An 18,787-nucleotide genomic window follows, 5' to 3' on the forward strand; every position below is an offset into this window, starting at 1 on the left:
TTTTTTCGAAAGCATCTAAAGTCTTTGCACGGAAATGTTTTTGAAATAGGGTTGCTCCAGACGTCTCAAAAATGCGTTTCCGACCACAAGGAGCAATTGCATTTTTGACAACTTTTTACAAAAAAAAGAGCCAATTGGAATTTATCCCAATTGGCTTTATTATAACTAATTACATTTTAGTCTGCAATAATCGTTGAAGATTTTTAGATTTTCTGAAATTAATCAACTTTTTAAACTTTGGAGTTTTTGAAAATTTTTGAAGTGCCGCAATAGTATCTATGTCTTTGTCGGAAATACTTGAGATTTTAATGCAGACAGTTCCTATATCTCCAAAACAATTTCCTAAACCAAAAAGAAGAGAATAGTAAGTTTCTTTGGAAATAGGACGTTTAAAATGTGGTAAGTTAGTTATACCTTCCTCATCTTCATTCATAAATCGTAAGTCCTCATTAAACATCTCTTGCGAAAAGAATAGACCATAATCTATCCCATTGTAAGTTTCATACTTTAGATTATATTGTTCTTTGAGAAGATTATTCACCTCTATCGCTTTTTCTGGTTTTTTCAAATATATTATCGAGTAAGTTCCCATTTTAAATATTTTTAAATTAAAAGAATACGATTGCCTATACATCGTGAGGTTCTTTGTGATTAATGTTCACTTGGTAGGAGTAAAACATTATCTTCTTTCCAGATTGTAAACTCATTAAAGAAGAAATCAGAAAACTCAATATCTTGTGTAGCCAAAACATTATCATTTCCGTTAGTCGCAGAAAGGTTGAATCTATTCTCTTCAATTCTTTCGATTTTCCAGACTTGGAATTCTTCTTTTTGAAATTTTTCTGAAAATTGGTAGGATGCGATGCAGTCAAGAAACCAGAAGCAAGATTCTTCTTGTGCTATAGTAAAGACACCATCTGTTAATAACAATCCTTTTAGATAGGAGTAATAAGATTCTGTTCCCATAAAATTGTCATAAAAATCATTGGCTGAAATGTTTGGATTTTTCATAATTGAAATTTTAAAAATGTTTGTATTTTGTTTTATTTTTCGGAAAAGTCACAGATTGCTGTGCTTTAATTTTTTCTGACTATTGAGTTGTTTTTCATTGCTTTTTGACGATAGAAATCCAGTTTCAGCCAAAACCGGAATGGAAGAATGAAATGAAGGCTTAGAAATCTTTTTGTCCGAAGGATTTTAGGAGTGTCTGGAAAAATTATTGAAGCGAAGTGGAAAGAATTTTTTAGAAACCCAAAAAGATTTTTTGAGCAGAAACAGGATTTATACTTTTGCAAACTGAAAACAACCTATGTAGTCAGAAAAAAAGCATAAGAATTAGAACCCTTTTTCGATTGTAAAACAAGAAATAAAAATCAATAATTGTATATTTGAATATCCAACAAACACATTATTAAAGAGGGTTTATGAAAAAACTAATTACATTATCACTACTTTTAATCGGAATATCAGGATTTAGCCAAACGAACTGTGAAGCTCTAAAAAAAGAAAACGAAGCTTTGCAATCAACCAATAAAGTTTTGACTTCTGAAAACGATTATCTAAAAAAAGTGCTTGAAATCAATAAGCCAATTCTTGAAACAGAAACAGAAAATTCTTCTTATAGAATCACAAAAGTTACAGGTAATAAAGCTGGGAAAAACATTGAAATAATTTTCCTTATTGAGTCCAAGGATGAGAATAAAAAAATGACAATCGAAGATATTAGTATTGTGGATATTGAAGGTAATGAACACAAAATTGACTTGTATAAATCCAGCAAACCATTTCCTGAATTGGCCAAAAATGTTCCTTTGAAACTAAATTTTTCATTTAAAGACATACAAGGCGAACCTTTATTTATCAAAATATTTAAATTTATAACTACCTCACAGCCAGAGAGAAATACATTTGAGAAAACGAAATCAAACCTAGAATTTAAAGATTTAAAAGTTGTTTGGAACTGATATGACTGAACAAGATTTTTTGATTCTACTTGATTTTAATAATTCAAAAAAATAAAATACTCCGCAACCTTTTTTCAAAAACATCCAAAGTTCACGCACGGAAATGTTTTTGAAATAGGGTTGCTCCTTATACTGCAAAAATACGTTTCCGACCCCAAGGAGGAATTGCATTTTTGCATACTTTTTATACATTTTTTTCGTTAAGGATTAAATTTCTAAAAAAACAATAAATGAGAAAAATAACAATTTTATCATCTTTGATATTTTATACAATAATACAAGCACAAACATCTCCTCCACCTGTAATAAAAAATCCACTTACAACTTTTGGTGGTTTAAAAGTCAATTCAAGAAAAGGAACATTAATAGAGAAAAAAACAATTGATGTAGCCAAATTCAAAAATCTGAATATTCAGAAGATTATCACAAAAGACCTTTCGGACAATACAACAGAAAACGTTTTAGGAATTATGTCAGAAACTGAAACCTATGATAATATTTCAAAAAGAACATTAACCATAGAAAAACCAGAACTATCCAAGTTGATTCAAGCATTGCAAACAATTGAAGTCAAACAGTCAGAAACTAAGAATAATCAAGGAAGTAAATACAAGTTTGAAACCTTTAGTAATATTGAATTTGGAAGTGTGTATAAAGAAAACTCAAAGAATTGGATAAATTACATTCAATTACCAATGAATTTTGCAAATCAAAATTTCACAGAATTTAATAATGTCGAATTAAACGAGCTTATCAAAGTTTTAAAAACGGTCGAACAAGAATTATAAAAAATTTTCACAACCTTTTTTCAAAAATATCTAAAGCCAAAACAAGGCAATTTTTTTGAAATAGGGTTGCTCCTTATTTTGCAAAAATGCGTTTCTGACCGCAGGAAGGAATTGCATTTTTGCCGCCCGACTTTCATCGGACAGCAAAATCTACAATTTAATCGCTTGAGAATGGAAGTTCTTTAGATTAAGAAAAAAACCTCTGTTCTCAGTCAATCCATCGCAGAACAAATTCCAAAGAAGCGAACATCCCATTTGAGCCAAAGTTGAATTGATAAACAAATCTTGTTTTGCCAAAGCTTCTGCCAGACTACAACTTGGCGTATCGTCCTCAGTCTCGGATTGGTTTAGAAGTTCTCCGAATTCCTCAGTAATAAATGGAAGATTACTTCTTGTTTCATATCTATCGGATTTTGGTTGTGCTAAGCTTCCAACAGTAGATAACAAGACTTGCCCCGTATGTTTACCATTCCCAAAATCAATCCAATATTTAGGTTGATTGCTGAAACTTTTATAATCATCTCTCTCTTTTAAAATTTCTGCAACACCAAACCTTGCCTGTACATTATCTACGCAGGTCATTGTAATCGTTGCTTTAGCATCTTCTGAAAATCTGCCGAAACTATCTTTTTCAAACTTTTGTGTTTCGGCTTTCCAATTGGTTCCTGCCCATCGATTGATGCGGTTGATTAACGCAACGGATTTATACAATCCTCTTTCACATTCTGCAAAACGTTGTCTGCCTATATTGGCACTTGTGACAATATCATCGTCCCAAAGTCGAACCAACAAACCTGCGTGTCCCATTTCAATCAAACTGTGATTCATTTCCATTAAAGCTGTTAAAACTTTAGAACCTGTCCCTCCTCCTCCAATTAGGTTTAATGAAATTGGGTTGGTCGGACTAAGCAAAGAATTGTCTGCAAAATGAACCATCATTTTTGTTGCAATCATCGTAATAAATTTTTGAGGGTTTTATTGTTTTTCTTTAACATTTTGACAGGAAAAGCTTCATTTGATTCAAGCAATTTTTTCCAAAGGTTGACTAAGTTCCCATCAATAGGATTATGATTACCTACCAAATGGCTGAAATAAGAATTGAAAAAGTAGTTCTCCCATTGTTCTATAAATTCTTCGACCGAAGCTGAGTTTTTAATTTTTATATCTACAGTTCCCATACAAACATCACCGTCATTATAGACGTTGAAAAATGGAGCATAATGCAATGGTGTTTTTTCTGTTGGTCTTTTATCGTTTGATAATGCAAAAACAGAAAGAGTTTCTTTATCCGCAATCCATAGCATTGCAGGAACTTTTGCTTTTCCGCTGGGTATTTCCAGATTTTTCACAAAATACATTTGTCGTTCTTGTGCTTTGGTGTACCAAATCACTGAACCTTTTTGGCTTGGGTTAATATGCAAAATGTTATTGGCTAAGATTCCTTTAGATTTTAAAAAGGCTTTCTCGATTTCTTCATCAATGACTAATGATTTTGCTAACGCTTTTGCTTCATTAACAGTTAACGGATGTGCATTGACTGGATTTCCATTTTTGTCCATATCAAAATGTTCAACGTACATTTCATTTTTATCTAAAGATTCGTAAAAAACCAATGCAGATTTTGGTTCGTACAGTATTCCGAAATATTTGTTGGTGTCAATTACATTATTCATTCTAATTTTTTAACAGGTTAATACTTGATGTAATTTTTCCATTAAAGCGAATAAACGATATTCAAAATCAAAATCCGCTTTTGGAATTTCTGTTCCATTAATAGGTAAGTAAATAGTTGGCTCTTCAATGCTTCCGTATTCATTGAACTCCGCATTAATGCTATCTTCAATATTATTGTACAAACAGCCTTTGGTGTTAGCTACAAATGAAATGTACATATCCATTGATATAGCTTTATTGGAATAATCGTCATCGTGCGGGTTTTCTTCAGATGATGGTTTATTTCTGAAAATTGTTGTATTTGGATATTCTGAATAAAGAGCAAAAGCTTCGGAAGCAACTTTGTGGCAAATGATGTCAAATTCATTTTGGATTTTAAAACACTTTAAACGCTGTTCAAAAAAATCCAAATTTTTAATATTAAAAATTTTTCGTTCTATTTTGTCTCCTATATTCTTTGACATTTCAAACTCTCTGCAATAATGTTGTGAATCCTCTCCTGCTTCATCCTCCTCCATCCATCCTTCGTGCATTTCGTATATCCAATACAGATAACTAGCTTGTTGTCTATAATATGGAACGTTGGCAATATGATAAAGGTAACTAAAAACCGAAAGTAAAAGTTGAGCATTCTTTTTACACTTTTTGTCGTGAAGCATTTTAAAAAGTGGTACAACGGGAATAAAATAAAGTGATGTATTAGTGCAGAACTGTTCTTCTTTTGCAAAATGAAACTTTTTGTTAGTTCGTATGAGTTTGAATTGATTCCAATCCGCATTAGCCTGTTTCATTTTCGTTTTTATATCCCACATTGCCAAAGCCAAATTATATGGAAAACCAAAGTCTTTGGTTTGCATTGGCTCTACTCCATACTGTTTGGAAAATTTAGAAAGGGACTTATAAAAGTCCCTTTCTGTGTTAAGTATTTTCTTGCTACCTTGAAAATGTGACACTTCTTCTTGTTTTGGTAGAAACTTACATTTCAGAAAACCATTGGAAGCATTGCTACTGGTACAGACTTCTGTTTGTCTTTCCGAATTTCGTTCAAGGTCTTTGGTTTTTGAAGCCAGTGAGCGAACCTGCCCAATTGTTGATGTAACTTTTCTTGTTGTCTTTCTTCGGGTAACTTGATTTTTCCCGATATGATTTTTTGTTGCATTCATTTTTATTTTGTTGTTGGTTGCTGAAAAATGTGGATTGGCTTTAAAGATATTTGCTCTTAACAAGTCGCAATATTTATCTATCCCTTAGTCCCCATTACACTTTCAAATTTGTACTGTATAGTATCATCTTTAATCTGCGGTGCTGAAACTTTTGCAGTGGTTAATATTGGGTAAGTATTGGCGTAAAAATTCATCACAGCTTCTACACTCCATTTAGGTTCGGGGTCTGTAAGTTTTATTTCGTGTCCATTGTCTTTCAAAACAAAAACTCGTTCTAATAGTGTTGCAAGTAACATTTTTAAGATTTTTAAGGTTAGGTAGTTTCAATTGGTACATTGTTGTCATTGCTTTCAGTAAAAAGATTGGGGGCAAGAAATTTGGAGTACTCGTCTTGTTTACCGCGGATAACTTCGGCGAAGTCGGGATAATCTGATGCTTTTGGAAGTGCTGTCCAAGCATCTTTATATTTTCCCTCTTTTTCAAGTTCTTCGGCTTTTTGCAATGCTTCTTTATACTTTTTTTCTTTGGTATCTTTTTCCTTTTTTTCCTTGTCCGTCTTTTCCTTTTCCATTGCCGATTTCTTTTTAACTTCTTCAAGTTGCTTCATAAAAGCTTCCATATCCACCATCAATCCCGAAGCGGTTTGCAATGGTGTCGTTATTTGTTCAAAAAAACCGTTATCGAGTTCCTCTGCTGTTCCACGAAGATTGAGAGGTGGAATCAATTTCCTTGCTTCGTCTCCACACTGCTCATTACTGAGCAGTATGGAAAGAACAAAGCAATTTTCAGTCGTTGGACGAAGTGTGATTTGCAAATCTCCCGTTAAGTCCATTTTTGCGATATGTCTGAAAAAATTGGTCTGCATAATTGTTATGATGTGAAATTTTGAATCTATAAATTATTTTGTGAGTTCCTCCAATGAAAATTCTTCTGTAAAAAATTCTTCGCTTGTGTGTTTTCCGAATGCGTTGTAGATGGCATTTCCGCTCTTAAAAACTTGCATTTGACGGTTGTGCAAATCGTGTTCGGGTTGTAAAAGTTGTTTCAAATCATCTTTTTCCAATTCGACGAAAAATTGATTTTTTTCTGAAAGCCATTCTTCAATTTGAGGGTAGTTTTCTTTAGAGAATTTGAAAAACTCAACTTTGACATCTTCATAGTTGAGCCATTTCAAATCAGAATCATTTTTCACAATTTTCACAACTTCCAATCTGTTCTTTTGGATTTCTTTCCATTCTTCGGTGATATGTATAATTGCAAAATCACAGTCGTCCCATTCGCTCTTTGCTTTTATTAAAAAATATTCGGTTGGTTTGATTGATTTTTTCATTTTCTAATTTTTCTTGTTAATTGGTTTCGTAGATATAAGTTCCACTTACTTTTAGAGGTTCTGCCCCTTGTGTTAATCGGATTTCTGATTTAAAGATCTTGGAAATCTTTCTAGCATATCGTACTGCTGTAGTTCTGTCACATTCGGTGAGATAATAAACTTCTATGTCTTCCCATCCTCGTTTGTCTTTTTTCTGCTTTATCTGAAAATTAAATTGTGCTTCCATAAATTTCACTAATTAGAATGGTAGATCGTCGTCTGTATCTTCTGCAAATGTTTTTTTTTCTTGTGTTTTTTCAGTCACAACGTTTTGTACATCTTCTCGTTTTCCTCCTCCGTGAAACTTGATGTTGGAAGTATGAAAATTCAGTCCAGACTTTATCTCTCCGTCTTTGCCTATCCACGCATTTGAACTTGTTCTGCCTGATAGTTCAACCAAAGTTCCCTTAGTTAAAGATTTTGCGACATTAGGACTTTGCCAATATGCGCAATTATAATAAGTGGTCTGCTCCACCATTTCTCCTTGTCTATTTTTGTAGCTGTCATTGATGGCTACTGAAAAATTAACTACTTGTTTGTCATTTTTTAAAATGCTGATTTCTGCGTTTTTGGTAACTCGACCGATAATTGTACTCATAATGTTTCGATTTATTTTGTTAAAATTTTTTTTTAATTCTTGATTGTTTTGATTTTAAATTCTGAGTGATTTGATTTGGTATCGAGGACACTCGGCTCTATTTTTTATATTTAAGTTTTGAAAAACAGTATATTTTGTTGTTTTTCCATTTGTTTTTTCGTTGATGTCAAAGAACGTCTTGAGTTGAATTGATTCGTATAACTGAGGTTCCGGCTTTTTCTTTGCCGATGATTATAGGAAAGCATCAGGCATACAAAACCCGATTCACTTCCCGTAATGGATTACAGTAGTGAATCGGGCTTGAAATCATTTTGTCCGAAGGATTTAGGAGTGTCTGGAAAAATTATTGGAATGAAATGGAAAGAATTTTTGTAGAAACCCAAAAAGATTTTTTTGAGTGAATGATGCTGTCCTACATTTGCAATAGTAAAAAGCACAAACCACAGTTATGAATTGGTTCAATGACGTTTTTGTCAACGAAAAACAAAGGAGAATCCATTAGAAAAAACCGGTTTTCACATTCTGACTTTTGTAAAATGAAATTCAAATAGTTTGATGATTTATCATTCTATAAAAAATTTGCATATAGGCTTAAAAGTGCTTATAAAAAGGAATAAAAATTTATATTTGCGGTCTTATTAAATATATAAACATACATTATGAAAGAACTTATCGAAAAAATCAACGCAGAATTTGAGGCGTTCACTACAGAAGCAAACCAACAAGTTGAAAAAGGAAACAAAGCAGCTGGAACTAGAGCAAGAAAATCTGCTTTGGAACTAAGTAAATTATTTAAAGACTTTAGAAAAATCTCTGTTGAAGAATCTAAGAAATAATAATTGATAAAAAATAAATCCCAGCTTTTCAGTTGGGATTTGTTTTTGAATACCAAAATAAAAATCTATGCTCAAAAATAAATCCCAACATCTATTTGTTATTACCGGCGGACCTGGAGCTGGAAAGACAACTTTACTAAATGCACTTGAAATTAAGGGAAAACGTGTCATTCCTGAAGATGCCCGCCAAATTATTAAACAACAGATGCAGATTAATGGTGAAGGACTGCCGTGGAAGAATAAAATTTTATATGCGGAGTTGATGTTTGAGGCTTCTTTAAAAACTTATCAAAAAGTAACAAGCGAAGTTTTGGATAAAACAGTTTTCTTTGATAGAGGAATTTTGGATTCAATTTGCTATATGGAAATGGAGAACATTACTGTATCTGATGAGCTACTTGCTGTTGTACGCTCTAATCCATATAATCAAAAAGTATTTATCCTGCCACCTTGGTTAGACATCTACGAGACAGATAATGAAAGGAAACAAACCTGGAAAGAGGCAGTATATACTTTTGATTTAATGAAACAGACTTATACAAATTTTGGTTATAAAGTTATTGAAGTTCCTAAGGAAACTACCGACAAAAGATGCGACTTCATTTTCAGTAATATTTGAAATAATTTTATTTTCTCCATAATTTTCCCCGTAATATTTAAATAAAAAACACCCTCTAAATGTTGCAGTACCACTCGTTCAAATCATTATACGACTCATAAATCACGGAACAGTCTTCTACATTTTTGTATCGTTTTTCAATTTTAGACTTGACAGATTTTCCATTGGAGTCATTATCTAAAAACAATGAGATTTTATCATACTTCTTCAATTCGTTTTCAACTTTAAAAAGCATTGATGTAGAATTGAGAATCAGATAATCTGAGCTTTGTTCTTTTTCCATATTTCTGTAAGTAAGGTAATCGAAAAAGCCTTCAAAGATTGCAATTTCATCACAGTTATTATTTTGAGTTTTTATTAATGTAACATCTTTCTTACCCAAACAGATTTTAGAATATTTGTTTCGTATTTCGAAACCACCAGAGTCATTTAAAAAGCCTATTCCAAAATACTTTTTGCCATTCATTTTGTAATGAATCTCTTTGACCCAATACTTTTGCTCATAAATTCTTCGTGATGTTAAATACTGAACTAATGCAAAGTGCCTAATTTCACTCGTTTTTAAGATTTCGTATTCCACTTCCTGATTAGACTCAAATTTCTGAATATCATTCTGAAGAGAAAAGTCAAACCTTGTTAAGTATTTCAAAGCATCAGAAACAGAACATTGATTAATTTGCTGCACAATTGAAATCACATCATAGCTTTTGCCAGTTCCGAAATCAAATGCCTTGTTTTTTACAAAATCAACAGATAAACTGGGTGTCCTCTCTTCTCTGTCAATTGCAAAGTAAAAAGCTGTTCTTCTGTTTTCTTTGGACGGAAATAAGTTGAACGATTCCAGAACAGTTCTGATTCCTATTTTTTGTTTAATTTCTTCGCAATTCATTTTTTTTCTTTTTAAAGCAAATTTTTCATCTTCACATTCCTTTTAGATAAAAAAAACCTTTTATCATCTTTTAATATACTTTTAGTAAATCGCCATATCGTCTTACCACAAAGGATTTCAAGTATTTTTCGAATGAGTGCAATTCCGAATTTAAAATGAGTGCAATTCCGAAATTGAAATGAGCACAAATCCGAAAAAAGGCAGATTCTGGAATGAGTGCAATTCCGAAATGCCTTTTGTAATTGTTTATAAATTCTCTCAGTTAGTCACGATTTTAATGATAACCAATAATTTTAGCCCCACTAAAAAAATTGAAATGAGCGCAATTCCGAAAACAAAGAATGAAGCTATCATTTTTTAAGGTTTCATTAACTCCAGCTACCGTAATTCCGAAATCCGAATGAGCGCAATTCCGATTTCAAAGTATTATGGGGTAACCATTGGGAATCAATTTACCTGTCCTACTCTCCTGATATATTTCTATAATCAGCTTCTGAATTTCTTGTAAAAATGCTATCCCTTGAAATACGACAGACTTAACTTTTCTCAATCTGCAGATTTTAATGAATCTTGTAAAAGCTTTCTCTATCAATATTCGGTTTTGTGGAATGTTTCGGTATTGATGAAAAAATTGTTTCATTGTACTTTCCTGTAAACCAAATCTCTTTCGAAAATAGCTTAACCTTTTAGTGACTTCAGACGTTTTTTGAGAGTTTTCGATGATTAAATCAACTGAAGTAATTCTGGTTTTGTAGGGAATTATAAAAATAGATTCACCTTTGTATTTGTAGTTGAAAGACAAACTATTGTATTTATCCAAATTGATTCTTACAGGTTTTAGAAATTTAAAACAAAAATCATTGGCTGTTTTGTAATTAAGTCCAAATTTTTTGTTCAAAGTCGATAGCTTCAGAACTGTTCCATTTTCAGGTATTTTTGAAAGCCAGATGGCAAAAATAATATGTTTGTTGTTTCTTACACTGTATACCAAATTATATAAAACGTAGTTGTATTCAGGAATGACCAACAGTTTCTTAAGCCAATAGCTGCTGACTAAAAATGTAGTGTAACCTCGTTTATCATAACTGGGTGTAGAAATCAACCCACCGAAAGTTTTTATTTCTTTCCCTTTCGAGTTCAAAGATTTATACCAACCCATTTTGAATCGTGCCAGAAACTCATATGCATCAACGACTTGTTGTGTTGAACCACTTGGTGAAATTTTACTATTTCTTATTCTAATGGAAGCAAAAATATTATTGTCCGTTTCAAACTCTTCATCAAAAAGCGATAGTTGTTTAGGTCGGTCTTCCGGACGAAACTGTTCATTACTGATAATGGAAATAATATTAAAAATAACACGAAGTGCATTAATCGGAATATCTGCAGCTTCGTTATCATCGAAAATAAAATCATCAACAAAACGATTTCCTATTCGTATTCTTTCCTGACTGAATTCATTCTTAACTTCAAATTTTTTACGGATTAATCGAAAATCCTTATCTGGATTAGCCATTCTATTGTATGATTTAATCTAATTACATTTCAAATTGACTGGCAGGACTAAATCAATTTAATTTTTTCACTTTTAAGCGTTTTCGAGCCATCAGCTAAGCTGTAATATTTAAAAATATTAACTCCTTCTCCTTTAAAAACTCTTTTGTCAGCTTTACCCAAATTGAAAATTCGCACTTTTTGGATACCTTTATATTCTGCAAGCATACCATTGATAATAACCTTTTGTCCAGGTTTTAAATCTGATATTGTAATTTCTTTTTTACCCATTACTTTTTGAAATTTGATTTAATGATATTAATTCTGAGTTAGGGGCGCTTTATATTTGGAATATCTTTTAATGAAATTGGATTGTCTTCATTTGAATTATTCATATAAGGCAGTGTACTTTTTAGTGTTGCTTTCCAATTACTGATTGGACGATTAAATGCATTTTTCCATCCTTTATCAACCCAGCTTTTATATTTTTTCTCAATGGAAAAATCCATTGGCGAATCATAGCTTTGCAACGTCTTTGCATAACTGATAAATTCTTCCCAAGAAGGGATGATGGTACTTTCATTGGCTAGGTTTTCAATGATTTGAGAGATTTCTAGAATTACTGTTTTTTGTAAGTTTTCCGTATCAGAATCTTGTTTTATAACTTCTTTTTCCGGTTCAATCTCAAAAGAATAATCTAAAAGTAAACGATAGTAGCAAGGAAGCCCATTGCTGGTCTGAAATTGTATTAATCCTCTGTTTTTGAGCTTATCTTTTGAAGCTTTTATGGTAACTCTCGTCAGACCCAACTCTCTTGCTAATTCCACATCAGAGATTTTAAAATCATAGCGGTCTTTTTCAAAACCAATTTTAAGCAAGTAAAAATACAAAGCAATCTCAGTAGGACTTATTTTGACGATCTTATTAAAATCCCAAAATCGTTGTATTAATTCAAGGTAATACATATTACTTCTGGGCGAAAAGCTCCAAAGCTTTCTCAATGTCAATAATGATTATATTACCCTTTTGGATAATGGCTTCATCCAATATTCCAGATGATTTTATTTCAGAAGCTTTTGAAATAGAACATCCCAGAATTTTTGCCAATCCCTTTAATCCATATTCGTATTTTTGTTGAAATATGAAGTCTTTTGAAATTTCTAAAAACTCTCCAACAGTTAATTTCCACATTGGAGTTTTAAGATTTATTTCTTTCATAGGTTCTGGTTTTGATTGCTGTTTTTCATTTTCGAAATCCAATTTCTTGCAGCTGATTTCCAGCATTTCATTGGTTTATCATTTGTCAACCTCCAATCCTTAGATTGATACAATGAATAAAATTGACACGCTTCTTCAGATACTACATCCCGCTCATTGAAATACATTTCAATCTCATATAGCGCTGGTACAGAAAAATTAATTATTTCCTCTTGCAAGGTTTTTTCTTCCAAGCTTAATTCATTTTTGTTCTTATCTACACTTTCAAAATCAATAATTTCAATCGAGCTTCCTTCGTAAGAATTATAGCTCGGCGAATAATTAATAAATCCTGCATTATGTATCTCACTAATACATTTATGGTAGGTTGCAAAAGATTTAATTTTACTTAGCTTCATTAATTCTTCGCGACAAACACGAAAGGGATTTTGAAATTTGCTTGAACTCCACAATTGGAAAAGCGAAACATATAGGCTGATATGTGAAGGATACATGCGGCTATCCTGAATAAAAGAGCCAAAGAAACTGATGATATTTTTAGATTGCTCCATAATTGTTGACTATCAATTAATGTTTAAAATCTTTCAATAGTTTCTCAATATCCTTGTAATTGTAGTACAGCGTCCCTCCTATTTTACTATAAGAAAGTGTACCACTTATTCTTAGATTTTGTAATGTGCCTGAAGAAATATTAAGCATCTTCTTGACTTCAGAGGTGCGAAGCCATAATTTTTGTTCTGTAGTATTACCTTGTAATAGTTCTTTGATAGCTTCCAGCAATTCAATTTTAAACTGCTGAAGGTCTTCCTTGGTAAGAATGGATATTGCCATAATTTGAAAATTGTTTTGTTTGACAAAATTTCAAAATCACGCAAAATATCTTTCGGTAGTTTGTCGGTACTACCGAAAGATTTTTTTTATATAAAAAGGTTGTTTTAACCTTTCTTAGCAGTAGCTATTATAGCACATATCTTTAATAATTAAGCGCACGCTTACCTCAGAATATTTGTAAATTCTCTGAATATTTGTATTACGATATTTTTCGGTAGTTTGTCGTACAACCGAAAAATAAATTAGATGTCTAAATCATCCAGATGCTGATTTAGATTTTGTCGGAGTAAATTCAGAAATTTTGACCGATCGGTTTTTCTTAGCCTTATTTCGCCTAAAGTTTTATGATAGTTCCCTAAACTAATGTCAAATGATTTTTCTGCCCATCTAAAAATTTCGGATAATTCGGTGTGACCTGCATTAAAACAGTTACTAAGATGTAGAGCAAATAGTAATTCAGTTAGACTAACTTTCGATGCAGACCATACTAGTGGTGATAAAATTTTATTGCTGCGGTTTTCACTTAAATTTGCTATTGACTCTTTTAAATATTCATCAAATAACTGATTGGCAATAAATCTTGCTACGAGGTGATCGTGAGATGTTGTAAAACTTGTATCGAAATTGTAAAAGCCAAAAGATAGCTTCATTTTTAAATCATAAGAATTCCTCACAAATATCTTATGATCCAAATAGGTGGCATCACGACGATAATAACTGTAAAATTCGGATTGTTCAGTATAAAAATTTTTTAACTTTTCTTGCTCAGCTTCATAATATTCTTTGATAATTTTAATTCCTGCATTAGGTTTATGAGATTCAATATCAAGGATTGTTGAATGATAAATAAATTTTGAAATAAACTTCGGTTTTATTTTCTTGAAAAAATGTATTTCTTGAGCAATTGTATCAAAATGATGGGATGAAATCATTTCTTTAACTTTTCGCACAGCGTTATCAATGAGAATCAAAGATTTTTCAGCGAGTTTGACGACATCATTATCTTCTTTATAAACTTTATTAATCTCTGATTCTAACTCATCATGTAATTGAGTAATTTCTCTAAAAATAGTATTTGTTACCATGTCCTTTTTCAAGAAATTTACAAAAAAACGTTTACTGGAGCCATTTTCAACTTAAACCGAGCTCTTGTTTTCGCTTTTTTATGTAATCCGCTGGACGAATCCCATTAATCTCGAAGAAAAGCTTTGAAAAGTTTTGTCTAGCCACAATACCGCACTCCTCTGCTAAAGCCTCTATTGTAAAATTTAAGTATTTATTATTACTGTTTAATAAAGTTGTAATATAATTAATCCGTAATCCAGCAATATACTTATTAAAATTTACACCTTTATTCTCATTAATATAAGCCGATAAATATCGTGAATTAGTATTGAGTTTAGCGGCTAAGCTATTTTGAGTTAAACGCTTGGTAAATTGGAGTTCCTTCTCAAACTTGTCCAACTTTATTCTAATTTCATGGGACAATTCAGGAGTGAGTAAACTCTTTTTTAACAAATTATCATCTGCTTCATCTACTTTTTTGTCCAAAAGCACATTGTTACCTTCAGCAATTCTCTTTTGAAGTAAATCATACTGCTTTTTTATTTTTTGGTCTTTTATATATTTGTAGGAAAGAATTGTAAATGCAAGTGATCCCGTTACAATAAGAATATTTGCAAACAACATATTATTTCGTCCAGTTGTCTCAATTTTTTCTTTTTCTTGTATTAGAGTATTTCGGTCGTAATCCTTATGCAACTTATTTGATAAATAAGGATAATCTTTTGTAACCAAACTGTCAGCTTTTAAAAGCTGATTTGTGTAATAAAGCTGCTTATTAAGATCCTTGTCCTTATAATAGCTAATTAGATAATTGTAACCCCTGTAGATCTCAGGAAATATAAATTGTTGTTTTTCGAATATTGAATCGATTGCGCCATAATATTTTATAGTATTGGGTAACTGATTTCTTACTTCTGATATCTTTCCAAGATAATAATAAATTACCGAGGTCCATGCAAAATCATTTCTTTGCAACAATATCGGAAGTGCCTGCTCTAAATCTAATTTTGCTCCCGAATAATCCTTTTTATGAAATTTTGAAATTCCCCTACACTTAAGAAAGTAACTATTTTCAATAAGAAAATCACCATCATTTCGTGTCAGATGATATCCGAGATTGATTAAACTGTCGCTTTTCAAAAAATTTTTCAGATATCGGTTTACTATTGTCATCTGATGCAGTGAGTTATAATAAGCTTTTTTATAGTTGAAAAGTATATTCTCGTGCATTTTACTGTTCATTTTGGTGCTGTAGAACTCTGCGCAATTTGAAAAATGTTCTAAAGCCTCGTCATAATAGCCTAAATGTTCTTTAACTATTCCAAGATGATATAAAACTTTATAATAATGGTACTCATCTTTTGAATCCTTTGAATATTTATATGCCTTTAAATATTCATTCAAAGCCAGTTTATATTTTTTTTGATAGAAGTAATAAATGATTCCTTTGCTTAAGTAATCTTTGCTAATATCATCGTTGTTTTTATATTTAATACTTGCCGCCAACGCGCTGTCGGCATATTTCATTTTGTTAGCAAAATCAAATTGCCTACCGTCCCTATATCCTTGGATGAGTTTTGGCAAGTTATTCTGTCTCTTAGATTTTTGAATATAGTCCTTAACGTATGGCATTGCGCGAATGTCGTCAATGGTCATTTTTTGATAATTTTTTCTGATTTCCCAGAAGGTTCTCTCTTTTTTTTGCTGTGAAAATATGTGTTGAGAAAATGCAAAAATGAAGACGAGAAAGTAATTTAACTTTTTCATATGCTATTATTAGAGCCTCACCATTCCAAAATTACGCAATTTGCCTATAAACACTATCTATTTTATCAGTTTACAAGCATTTTAAACGCAAAACGTACATAAGTCTGATTAATAATACATTATCATTGAAAATCACATGGTACTATTCTAAAATAGTGACGTCACTATTTTAAAATAGTACCGTAATGCAGTTTTTTTCTAGGCACTTGCCAGATAACTTTGGCTTCAGAATTCTACATAATCCGACGTCGGGATAATCAACAAAAATTTATAAAATGAAAAAGTTTATCCCATTTTTGAGCATAATGATTGGATCAGTTTTATCTCAAAGCTGTGTCCAGAGAGATGAAGATATCATCTCAACTAATAATGAAAAATTTGAAATAAAAAATAATCTACAGATGAGATATGATTCTGCAAAAACAGCACAGCAAATAATAGATCCTGATCCCCCAGTAAGAGATGGAGATAATTGGAGAATAAAGCCAAGCAATTAATCAATTTACAACCTATGATTCCTCATACCTATATATCAATTGCAACAGGCTTACCATGTCCGGCGAGTGGCATTTGGGAAAGTATGGGGAATTTTAAAACAACCATTGCCCTTTTTAAAGGCGAGCTTATGCCGGATTATTGCGGTCATAAAGTTCGATGGAAACTTTTAACTGAACAGTAATCAAAAAAACTATATATCATGAAAAATTTTCAAATTTATTGTATTACTGCTGTTTCGTATTTTTTTGCCATCCTTTTTATTTATGCAAGTGTGAGTAAAGTACTGGATTTTGAAAACTTTCAGTCACAGATTGCCCAGTCTCCTCTGCTTAGCGTCTATGCTGGAAGCATATCCTATTTTACAATAGTTATAGAATTTATAGCGGTGTTTTTTCTAATGATTCCTGCAAAAAGAATTTTAGGCTTATACTTTTCGCTTGGACTGATGTCTGCTTTTACGATGTATATTTACCTAATTCTCGAGTATAGTGAGTTTGTTCCGTGCTCCTGTGGTGGAATTTTGGAAAATATGGGATGGAGATCCCATTTAATCTTTAATGGGATATGTGTAATTATTGCAGGTTTTGCCATTGTACTGGCTGAAAGACACCAAGGTCAAAAGGCAATTAAGTTTATTTCAAGACCTGTAGTGGTAATATTCATCAGCTCACTGTCGGTTAGCCTTTTATATTTTCAGTCTGAAAAACAAATAAGAAAAAATAATAATTTCACAAGAAGATACATACCGCATGCAGTAGAAAAAGAAACTCATCTCAATATTGATTATAATTCTTTTTATTTTATGGGAGATGATTCTCATAATCTTTACCTCGGCAACACAACCGCACCTTTAAATATTACTGTTGTAAAAAAAGATCTGAGCGGTTTCTCAAAGTATCGAATACCTTTAGAAACTAAATCATATCAATTTAAAAGTCTGAAAATAGCATGGAAAGCACCCTTTTATTATATCTATGACGGCACGGTTCCAGTGATTTTTAAGGGAACGATTTCAAATAATGACCCGTTACATAAAGTGACTGAAAATGAGATGTTTTTTGATCAGTTAAATGTTCTTTCGGAAGGAAACTATTTATTTAGATCCCAAAGCTCAAAATTCAAAAATTTCGTACTGGGCTATTATCAAAACAATAATGTTAAACTGGAATATAATCTTCTGGGAACTGATGAAGCAGGATATATTGAGAATGATGGTCTTTTACTTTCGGACCTGCAGACAAAAATGTCAGTGTATTTATATTACTACAAAAATGAGTTTGTTGCTTTTGATCATACAAAAGGTAGAAATAGTAACAGGTTAAAAATGATTGGTTTTCAAAAAAAGCAGAAAACCGAAACCGTAAAACTTCCTGACGGTTCAACGAAAATTAAGAATCCCCTTCAGCAAAGTGTAAAAAATGCTTTTGTCACCAATAATTTATTGTTTGTCAATTCAAATTCCAAAGCTGTGCATGATGGAACCATGCAGTGGAATAAGTCGAGCATTATTGACTTTTATAAGATTAATCAGCAATATTATTCCGGGAGCTTTCTGGTACCCAACCGCCATGGTGAGAAAGTAAAGGATATGTTTATCGCTGGTGAATACTTATATATCCTCATTGGAAATGAAATTGTCAAATATCATTTTGCGCAACCGGTACTTGAGCAATTTCACAGGTAAAGCCGAAAACCTGTTTTAATCGTAGGCACATCTTAATACAATTATTATGAGAAATCTTAAAACAATCATGATTCCCGTAGCCATCTTAGTGTTTGGTGTCGGAAGTGCTTTTGCTACAAACAAAGCAAAAACAGAGAAGAAAGCAAGTATTTTTGCTTATCATTTTGATCCAGCTGCTCCAGATGAGAAATGTATTCCATTTGGACAAATTGACTGTGATGTCACTGGTGGTACAGTTTGCACCGAATTGGTCAATGGTTCACCAAAAGTAATGCAGTCGTATCTCAGTGATACGGAATGCGGACAGGCATTATTCAGAAATTAAAAAGT

Annotated in this window: 27 protein-coding genes; 8 read left to right on the forward strand and 19 right to left on the reverse strand. The window is 32.0% G+C overall.

All coding sequences use genetic code 11. From position 1 onward, the window contains the following. Positions 1–169 precede the first annotated feature (169 nt). Positions 170–592: a hypothetical protein gene (locus BW964_RS08095; protein WP_076506280.1), complete on the reverse strand. Its 423-nt coding sequence runs from the start codon at positions 590–592 to the stop codon at positions 170–172. A 59-nt stretch (positions 593–651) separates the two neighbouring features. Beyond that, positions 652–1,011, reverse strand: a complete 360-nt coding sequence (locus BW964_RS08100) for a DUF6876 family protein (RefSeq protein ID WP_076506282.1) — start codon at positions 1,009–1,011, stop codon at positions 652–654. 413 nt (positions 1,012–1,424) lie between these two features. Between BW964_RS08100 and BW964_RS08105 the strand changes: the two genes are divergently transcribed. After that, the gene (locus BW964_RS08105) at positions 1,425–1,964 is read left to right on the forward strand and encodes a transposase (protein ID WP_076506284.1); all 540 of its coding nucleotides are present in this window, start codon (positions 1,425–1,427) and stop codon (positions 1,962–1,964) included. A gap of 230 nt (positions 1,965–2,194) precedes the next feature. Further along, positions 2,195–2,752 (forward strand): hypothetical protein, encoded by a 558-nt coding sequence (locus BW964_RS08110; RefSeq protein ID WP_076506286.1) that lies wholly within the window; start codon positions 2,195–2,197, stop codon positions 2,750–2,752. 150 nt (positions 2,753–2,902) lie between these two features. Here the strand turns inward: BW964_RS08110 and BW964_RS08115 are convergent, their stop codons facing one another. From BW964_RS08115 to BW964_RS08150, 8 genes are read right to left on the reverse strand one after another with little or no spacing between them, the layout of a single operon-like run. Continuing rightward, positions 2,903–3,706 (reverse strand): PRTRC system ThiF family protein, encoded by an 804-nt coding sequence (locus BW964_RS08115; RefSeq protein ID WP_076506287.1) that lies wholly within the window; start codon positions 3,704–3,706, stop codon positions 2,903–2,905. Further along, positions 3,703–4,425 carry a PRTRC system protein B gene (locus tag BW964_RS08120; RefSeq protein WP_076506289.1) on the reverse strand — a complete coding sequence of 241 codons (723 nt, stop codon included), beginning with the start codon at positions 4,423–4,425 and terminating at the stop codon, positions 3,703–3,705. The genes BW964_RS08115 and BW964_RS08120 overlap by 4 nt, the downstream gene beginning before the upstream one ends. A 9-nt stretch (positions 4,426–4,434) precedes the next feature. Further along, positions 4,435–5,652, reverse strand: a complete 1,218-nt coding sequence (locus BW964_RS08125) for a hypothetical protein (protein ID WP_228431947.1) — start codon at positions 5,650–5,652, stop codon at positions 4,435–4,437. A 14-nt stretch (positions 5,653–5,666) separates the two neighbouring features. Further along, entirely contained in the window at positions 5,667–5,885 is a 219-nt protein-coding gene (locus BW964_RS08130) for a PRTRC system protein C (protein WP_076506291.1), read from the reverse strand. A 17-nt stretch (positions 5,886–5,902) separates the two neighbouring features. Next, complete coding sequence (locus BW964_RS08135; RefSeq protein ID WP_076506292.1) at positions 5,903–6,454, reverse strand: PRTRC system protein E; 552 nt, start codon at positions 6,452–6,454, stop codon at positions 5,903–5,905. 33 nt (positions 6,455–6,487) lie between these two features. Next, positions 6,488–6,919, reverse strand: coding sequence for a hypothetical protein (locus tag BW964_RS08140; protein ID WP_076506293.1), 432 nt, complete (start codon positions 6,917–6,919; stop codon positions 6,488–6,490). A 16-nt stretch (positions 6,920–6,935) separates the two neighbouring features. Then, entirely contained in the window at positions 6,936–7,145 is a 210-nt protein-coding gene (locus tag BW964_RS08145; protein ID WP_002981162.1) for a hypothetical protein, read from the reverse strand. A gap of 12 nt (positions 7,146–7,157) precedes the next feature. Next, positions 7,158–7,556 (reverse strand): single-stranded DNA-binding protein, encoded by a 399-nt coding sequence (locus tag BW964_RS08150; protein ID WP_076506294.1) that lies wholly within the window; start codon positions 7,554–7,556, stop codon positions 7,158–7,160. 659 nt (positions 7,557–8,215) lie between these two features. Here BW964_RS08150 and BW964_RS08155 point away from each other — a divergent pair. Both BW964_RS08155 and BW964_RS08160 read left to right on the forward strand, forming a co-directional pair. Next, positions 8,216–8,392, forward strand: a complete 177-nt coding sequence (locus BW964_RS08155) for a histone H1 (RefSeq protein WP_002981164.1) — start codon at positions 8,216–8,218, stop codon at positions 8,390–8,392. A gap of 67 nt (positions 8,393–8,459) precedes the next feature. Continuing rightward, positions 8,460–9,011, forward strand: a complete 552-nt coding sequence (locus BW964_RS08160; RefSeq protein ID WP_076506295.1) for an AAA family ATPase — start codon at positions 8,460–8,462, stop codon at positions 9,009–9,011. 55 nt (positions 9,012–9,066) lie between these two features. On the opposite strand, the gene BW964_RS08165 is transcribed toward BW964_RS08160, so the two are convergent. From BW964_RS08165 to BW964_RS08210, 9 genes are all read right to left on the reverse strand, one after another. Further along, positions 9,067–9,900 carry a toprim domain-containing protein gene (locus tag BW964_RS08165; RefSeq protein WP_076506296.1) on the reverse strand — a complete coding sequence of 278 codons (834 nt, stop codon included), beginning with the start codon at positions 9,898–9,900 and terminating at the stop codon, positions 9,067–9,069. A 418-nt stretch (positions 9,901–10,318) separates the two neighbouring features. Beyond that, positions 10,319–11,416 carry a hypothetical protein gene (locus tag BW964_RS08175; RefSeq protein ID WP_076506298.1) on the reverse strand — a complete coding sequence of 366 codons (1,098 nt, stop codon included), beginning with the start codon at positions 11,414–11,416 and terminating at the stop codon, positions 10,319–10,321. Between the two features lie 47 nt (positions 11,417–11,463). Continuing rightward, positions 11,464–11,685 carry a hypothetical protein gene (locus BW964_RS08180; protein WP_076506299.1) on the reverse strand — a complete coding sequence of 74 codons (222 nt, stop codon included), beginning with the start codon at positions 11,683–11,685 and terminating at the stop codon, positions 11,464–11,466. Positions 11,686–11,723: 38 nt separating this feature from the next. After that, entirely contained in the window at positions 11,724–12,359 is a 636-nt protein-coding gene (locus BW964_RS08185) for a hypothetical protein (RefSeq protein ID WP_076506301.1), read from the reverse strand. 1 nt (position 12,360) lies between these two features. Next, positions 12,361–12,612, reverse strand: coding sequence for a DUF3853 family protein (locus tag BW964_RS08190; RefSeq protein WP_002981170.1), 252 nt, complete (start codon positions 12,610–12,612; stop codon positions 12,361–12,363). Further along, on the reverse strand, positions 12,609–13,163 hold the full coding sequence (locus BW964_RS08195; protein WP_076506302.1) for a hypothetical protein: 555 nt from the start codon (positions 13,161–13,163) through the stop codon (positions 12,609–12,611). The genes BW964_RS08190 and BW964_RS08195 overlap by 4 nt, the downstream gene beginning before the upstream one ends. A 16-nt stretch (positions 13,164–13,179) precedes the next feature. Further along, positions 13,180–13,443 carry a helix-turn-helix domain-containing protein gene (locus BW964_RS08200; protein WP_076506304.1) on the reverse strand — a complete coding sequence of 88 codons (264 nt, stop codon included), beginning with the start codon at positions 13,441–13,443 and terminating at the stop codon, positions 13,180–13,182. 242 nt (positions 13,444–13,685) lie between these two features. Continuing rightward, entirely contained in the window at positions 13,686–14,528 is an 843-nt protein-coding gene (locus BW964_RS08205) for an RteC domain-containing protein (protein WP_076506305.1), read from the reverse strand. Between the two features lie 46 nt (positions 14,529–14,574). After that, positions 14,575–16,275: a helix-turn-helix domain-containing protein gene (locus tag BW964_RS08210; protein WP_076506307.1), complete on the reverse strand. Its 1,701-nt coding sequence runs from the start codon at positions 16,273–16,275 to the stop codon at positions 14,575–14,577. 275 nt (positions 16,276–16,550) lie between these two features. Here BW964_RS08210 and BW964_RS08215 point away from each other — a divergent pair, with 275 nt between their 5' ends. From BW964_RS08215 to BW964_RS08225, 4 genes are read left to right on the forward strand one after another with little or no spacing between them, the layout of a single operon-like run. Further along, positions 16,551–16,772, forward strand: coding sequence for a hypothetical protein (locus BW964_RS08215; protein WP_076506308.1), 222 nt, complete (start codon positions 16,551–16,553; stop codon positions 16,770–16,772). Positions 16,773–16,786: 14 nt separating this feature from the next. After that, on the forward strand, positions 16,787–16,954 hold the full coding sequence (locus tag BW964_RS22515) for a hypothetical protein (protein ID WP_002981176.1): 168 nt from the start codon (positions 16,787–16,789) through the stop codon (positions 16,952–16,954). Positions 16,955–16,972: 18 nt separating this feature from the next. Further along, complete coding sequence (locus tag BW964_RS08220; RefSeq protein ID WP_076506310.1) at positions 16,973–18,457, forward strand: MauE/DoxX family redox-associated membrane protein; 1,485 nt, start codon at positions 16,973–16,975, stop codon at positions 18,455–18,457. A gap of 46 nt (positions 18,458–18,503) precedes the next feature. Then, positions 18,504–18,782, forward strand: coding sequence for a DUF6520 family protein (locus BW964_RS08225; protein ID WP_076506311.1), 279 nt, complete (start codon positions 18,504–18,506; stop codon positions 18,780–18,782). The last annotated feature ends 5 nt before the right edge of the window (positions 18,783–18,787 follow it).

This window comes from Chryseobacterium shigense, from assembly GCF_900156575.1.
Classification (GTDB): domain Bacteria; phylum Bacteroidota; class Bacteroidia; order Flavobacteriales; family Weeksellaceae; genus Chryseobacterium; species Chryseobacterium shigense.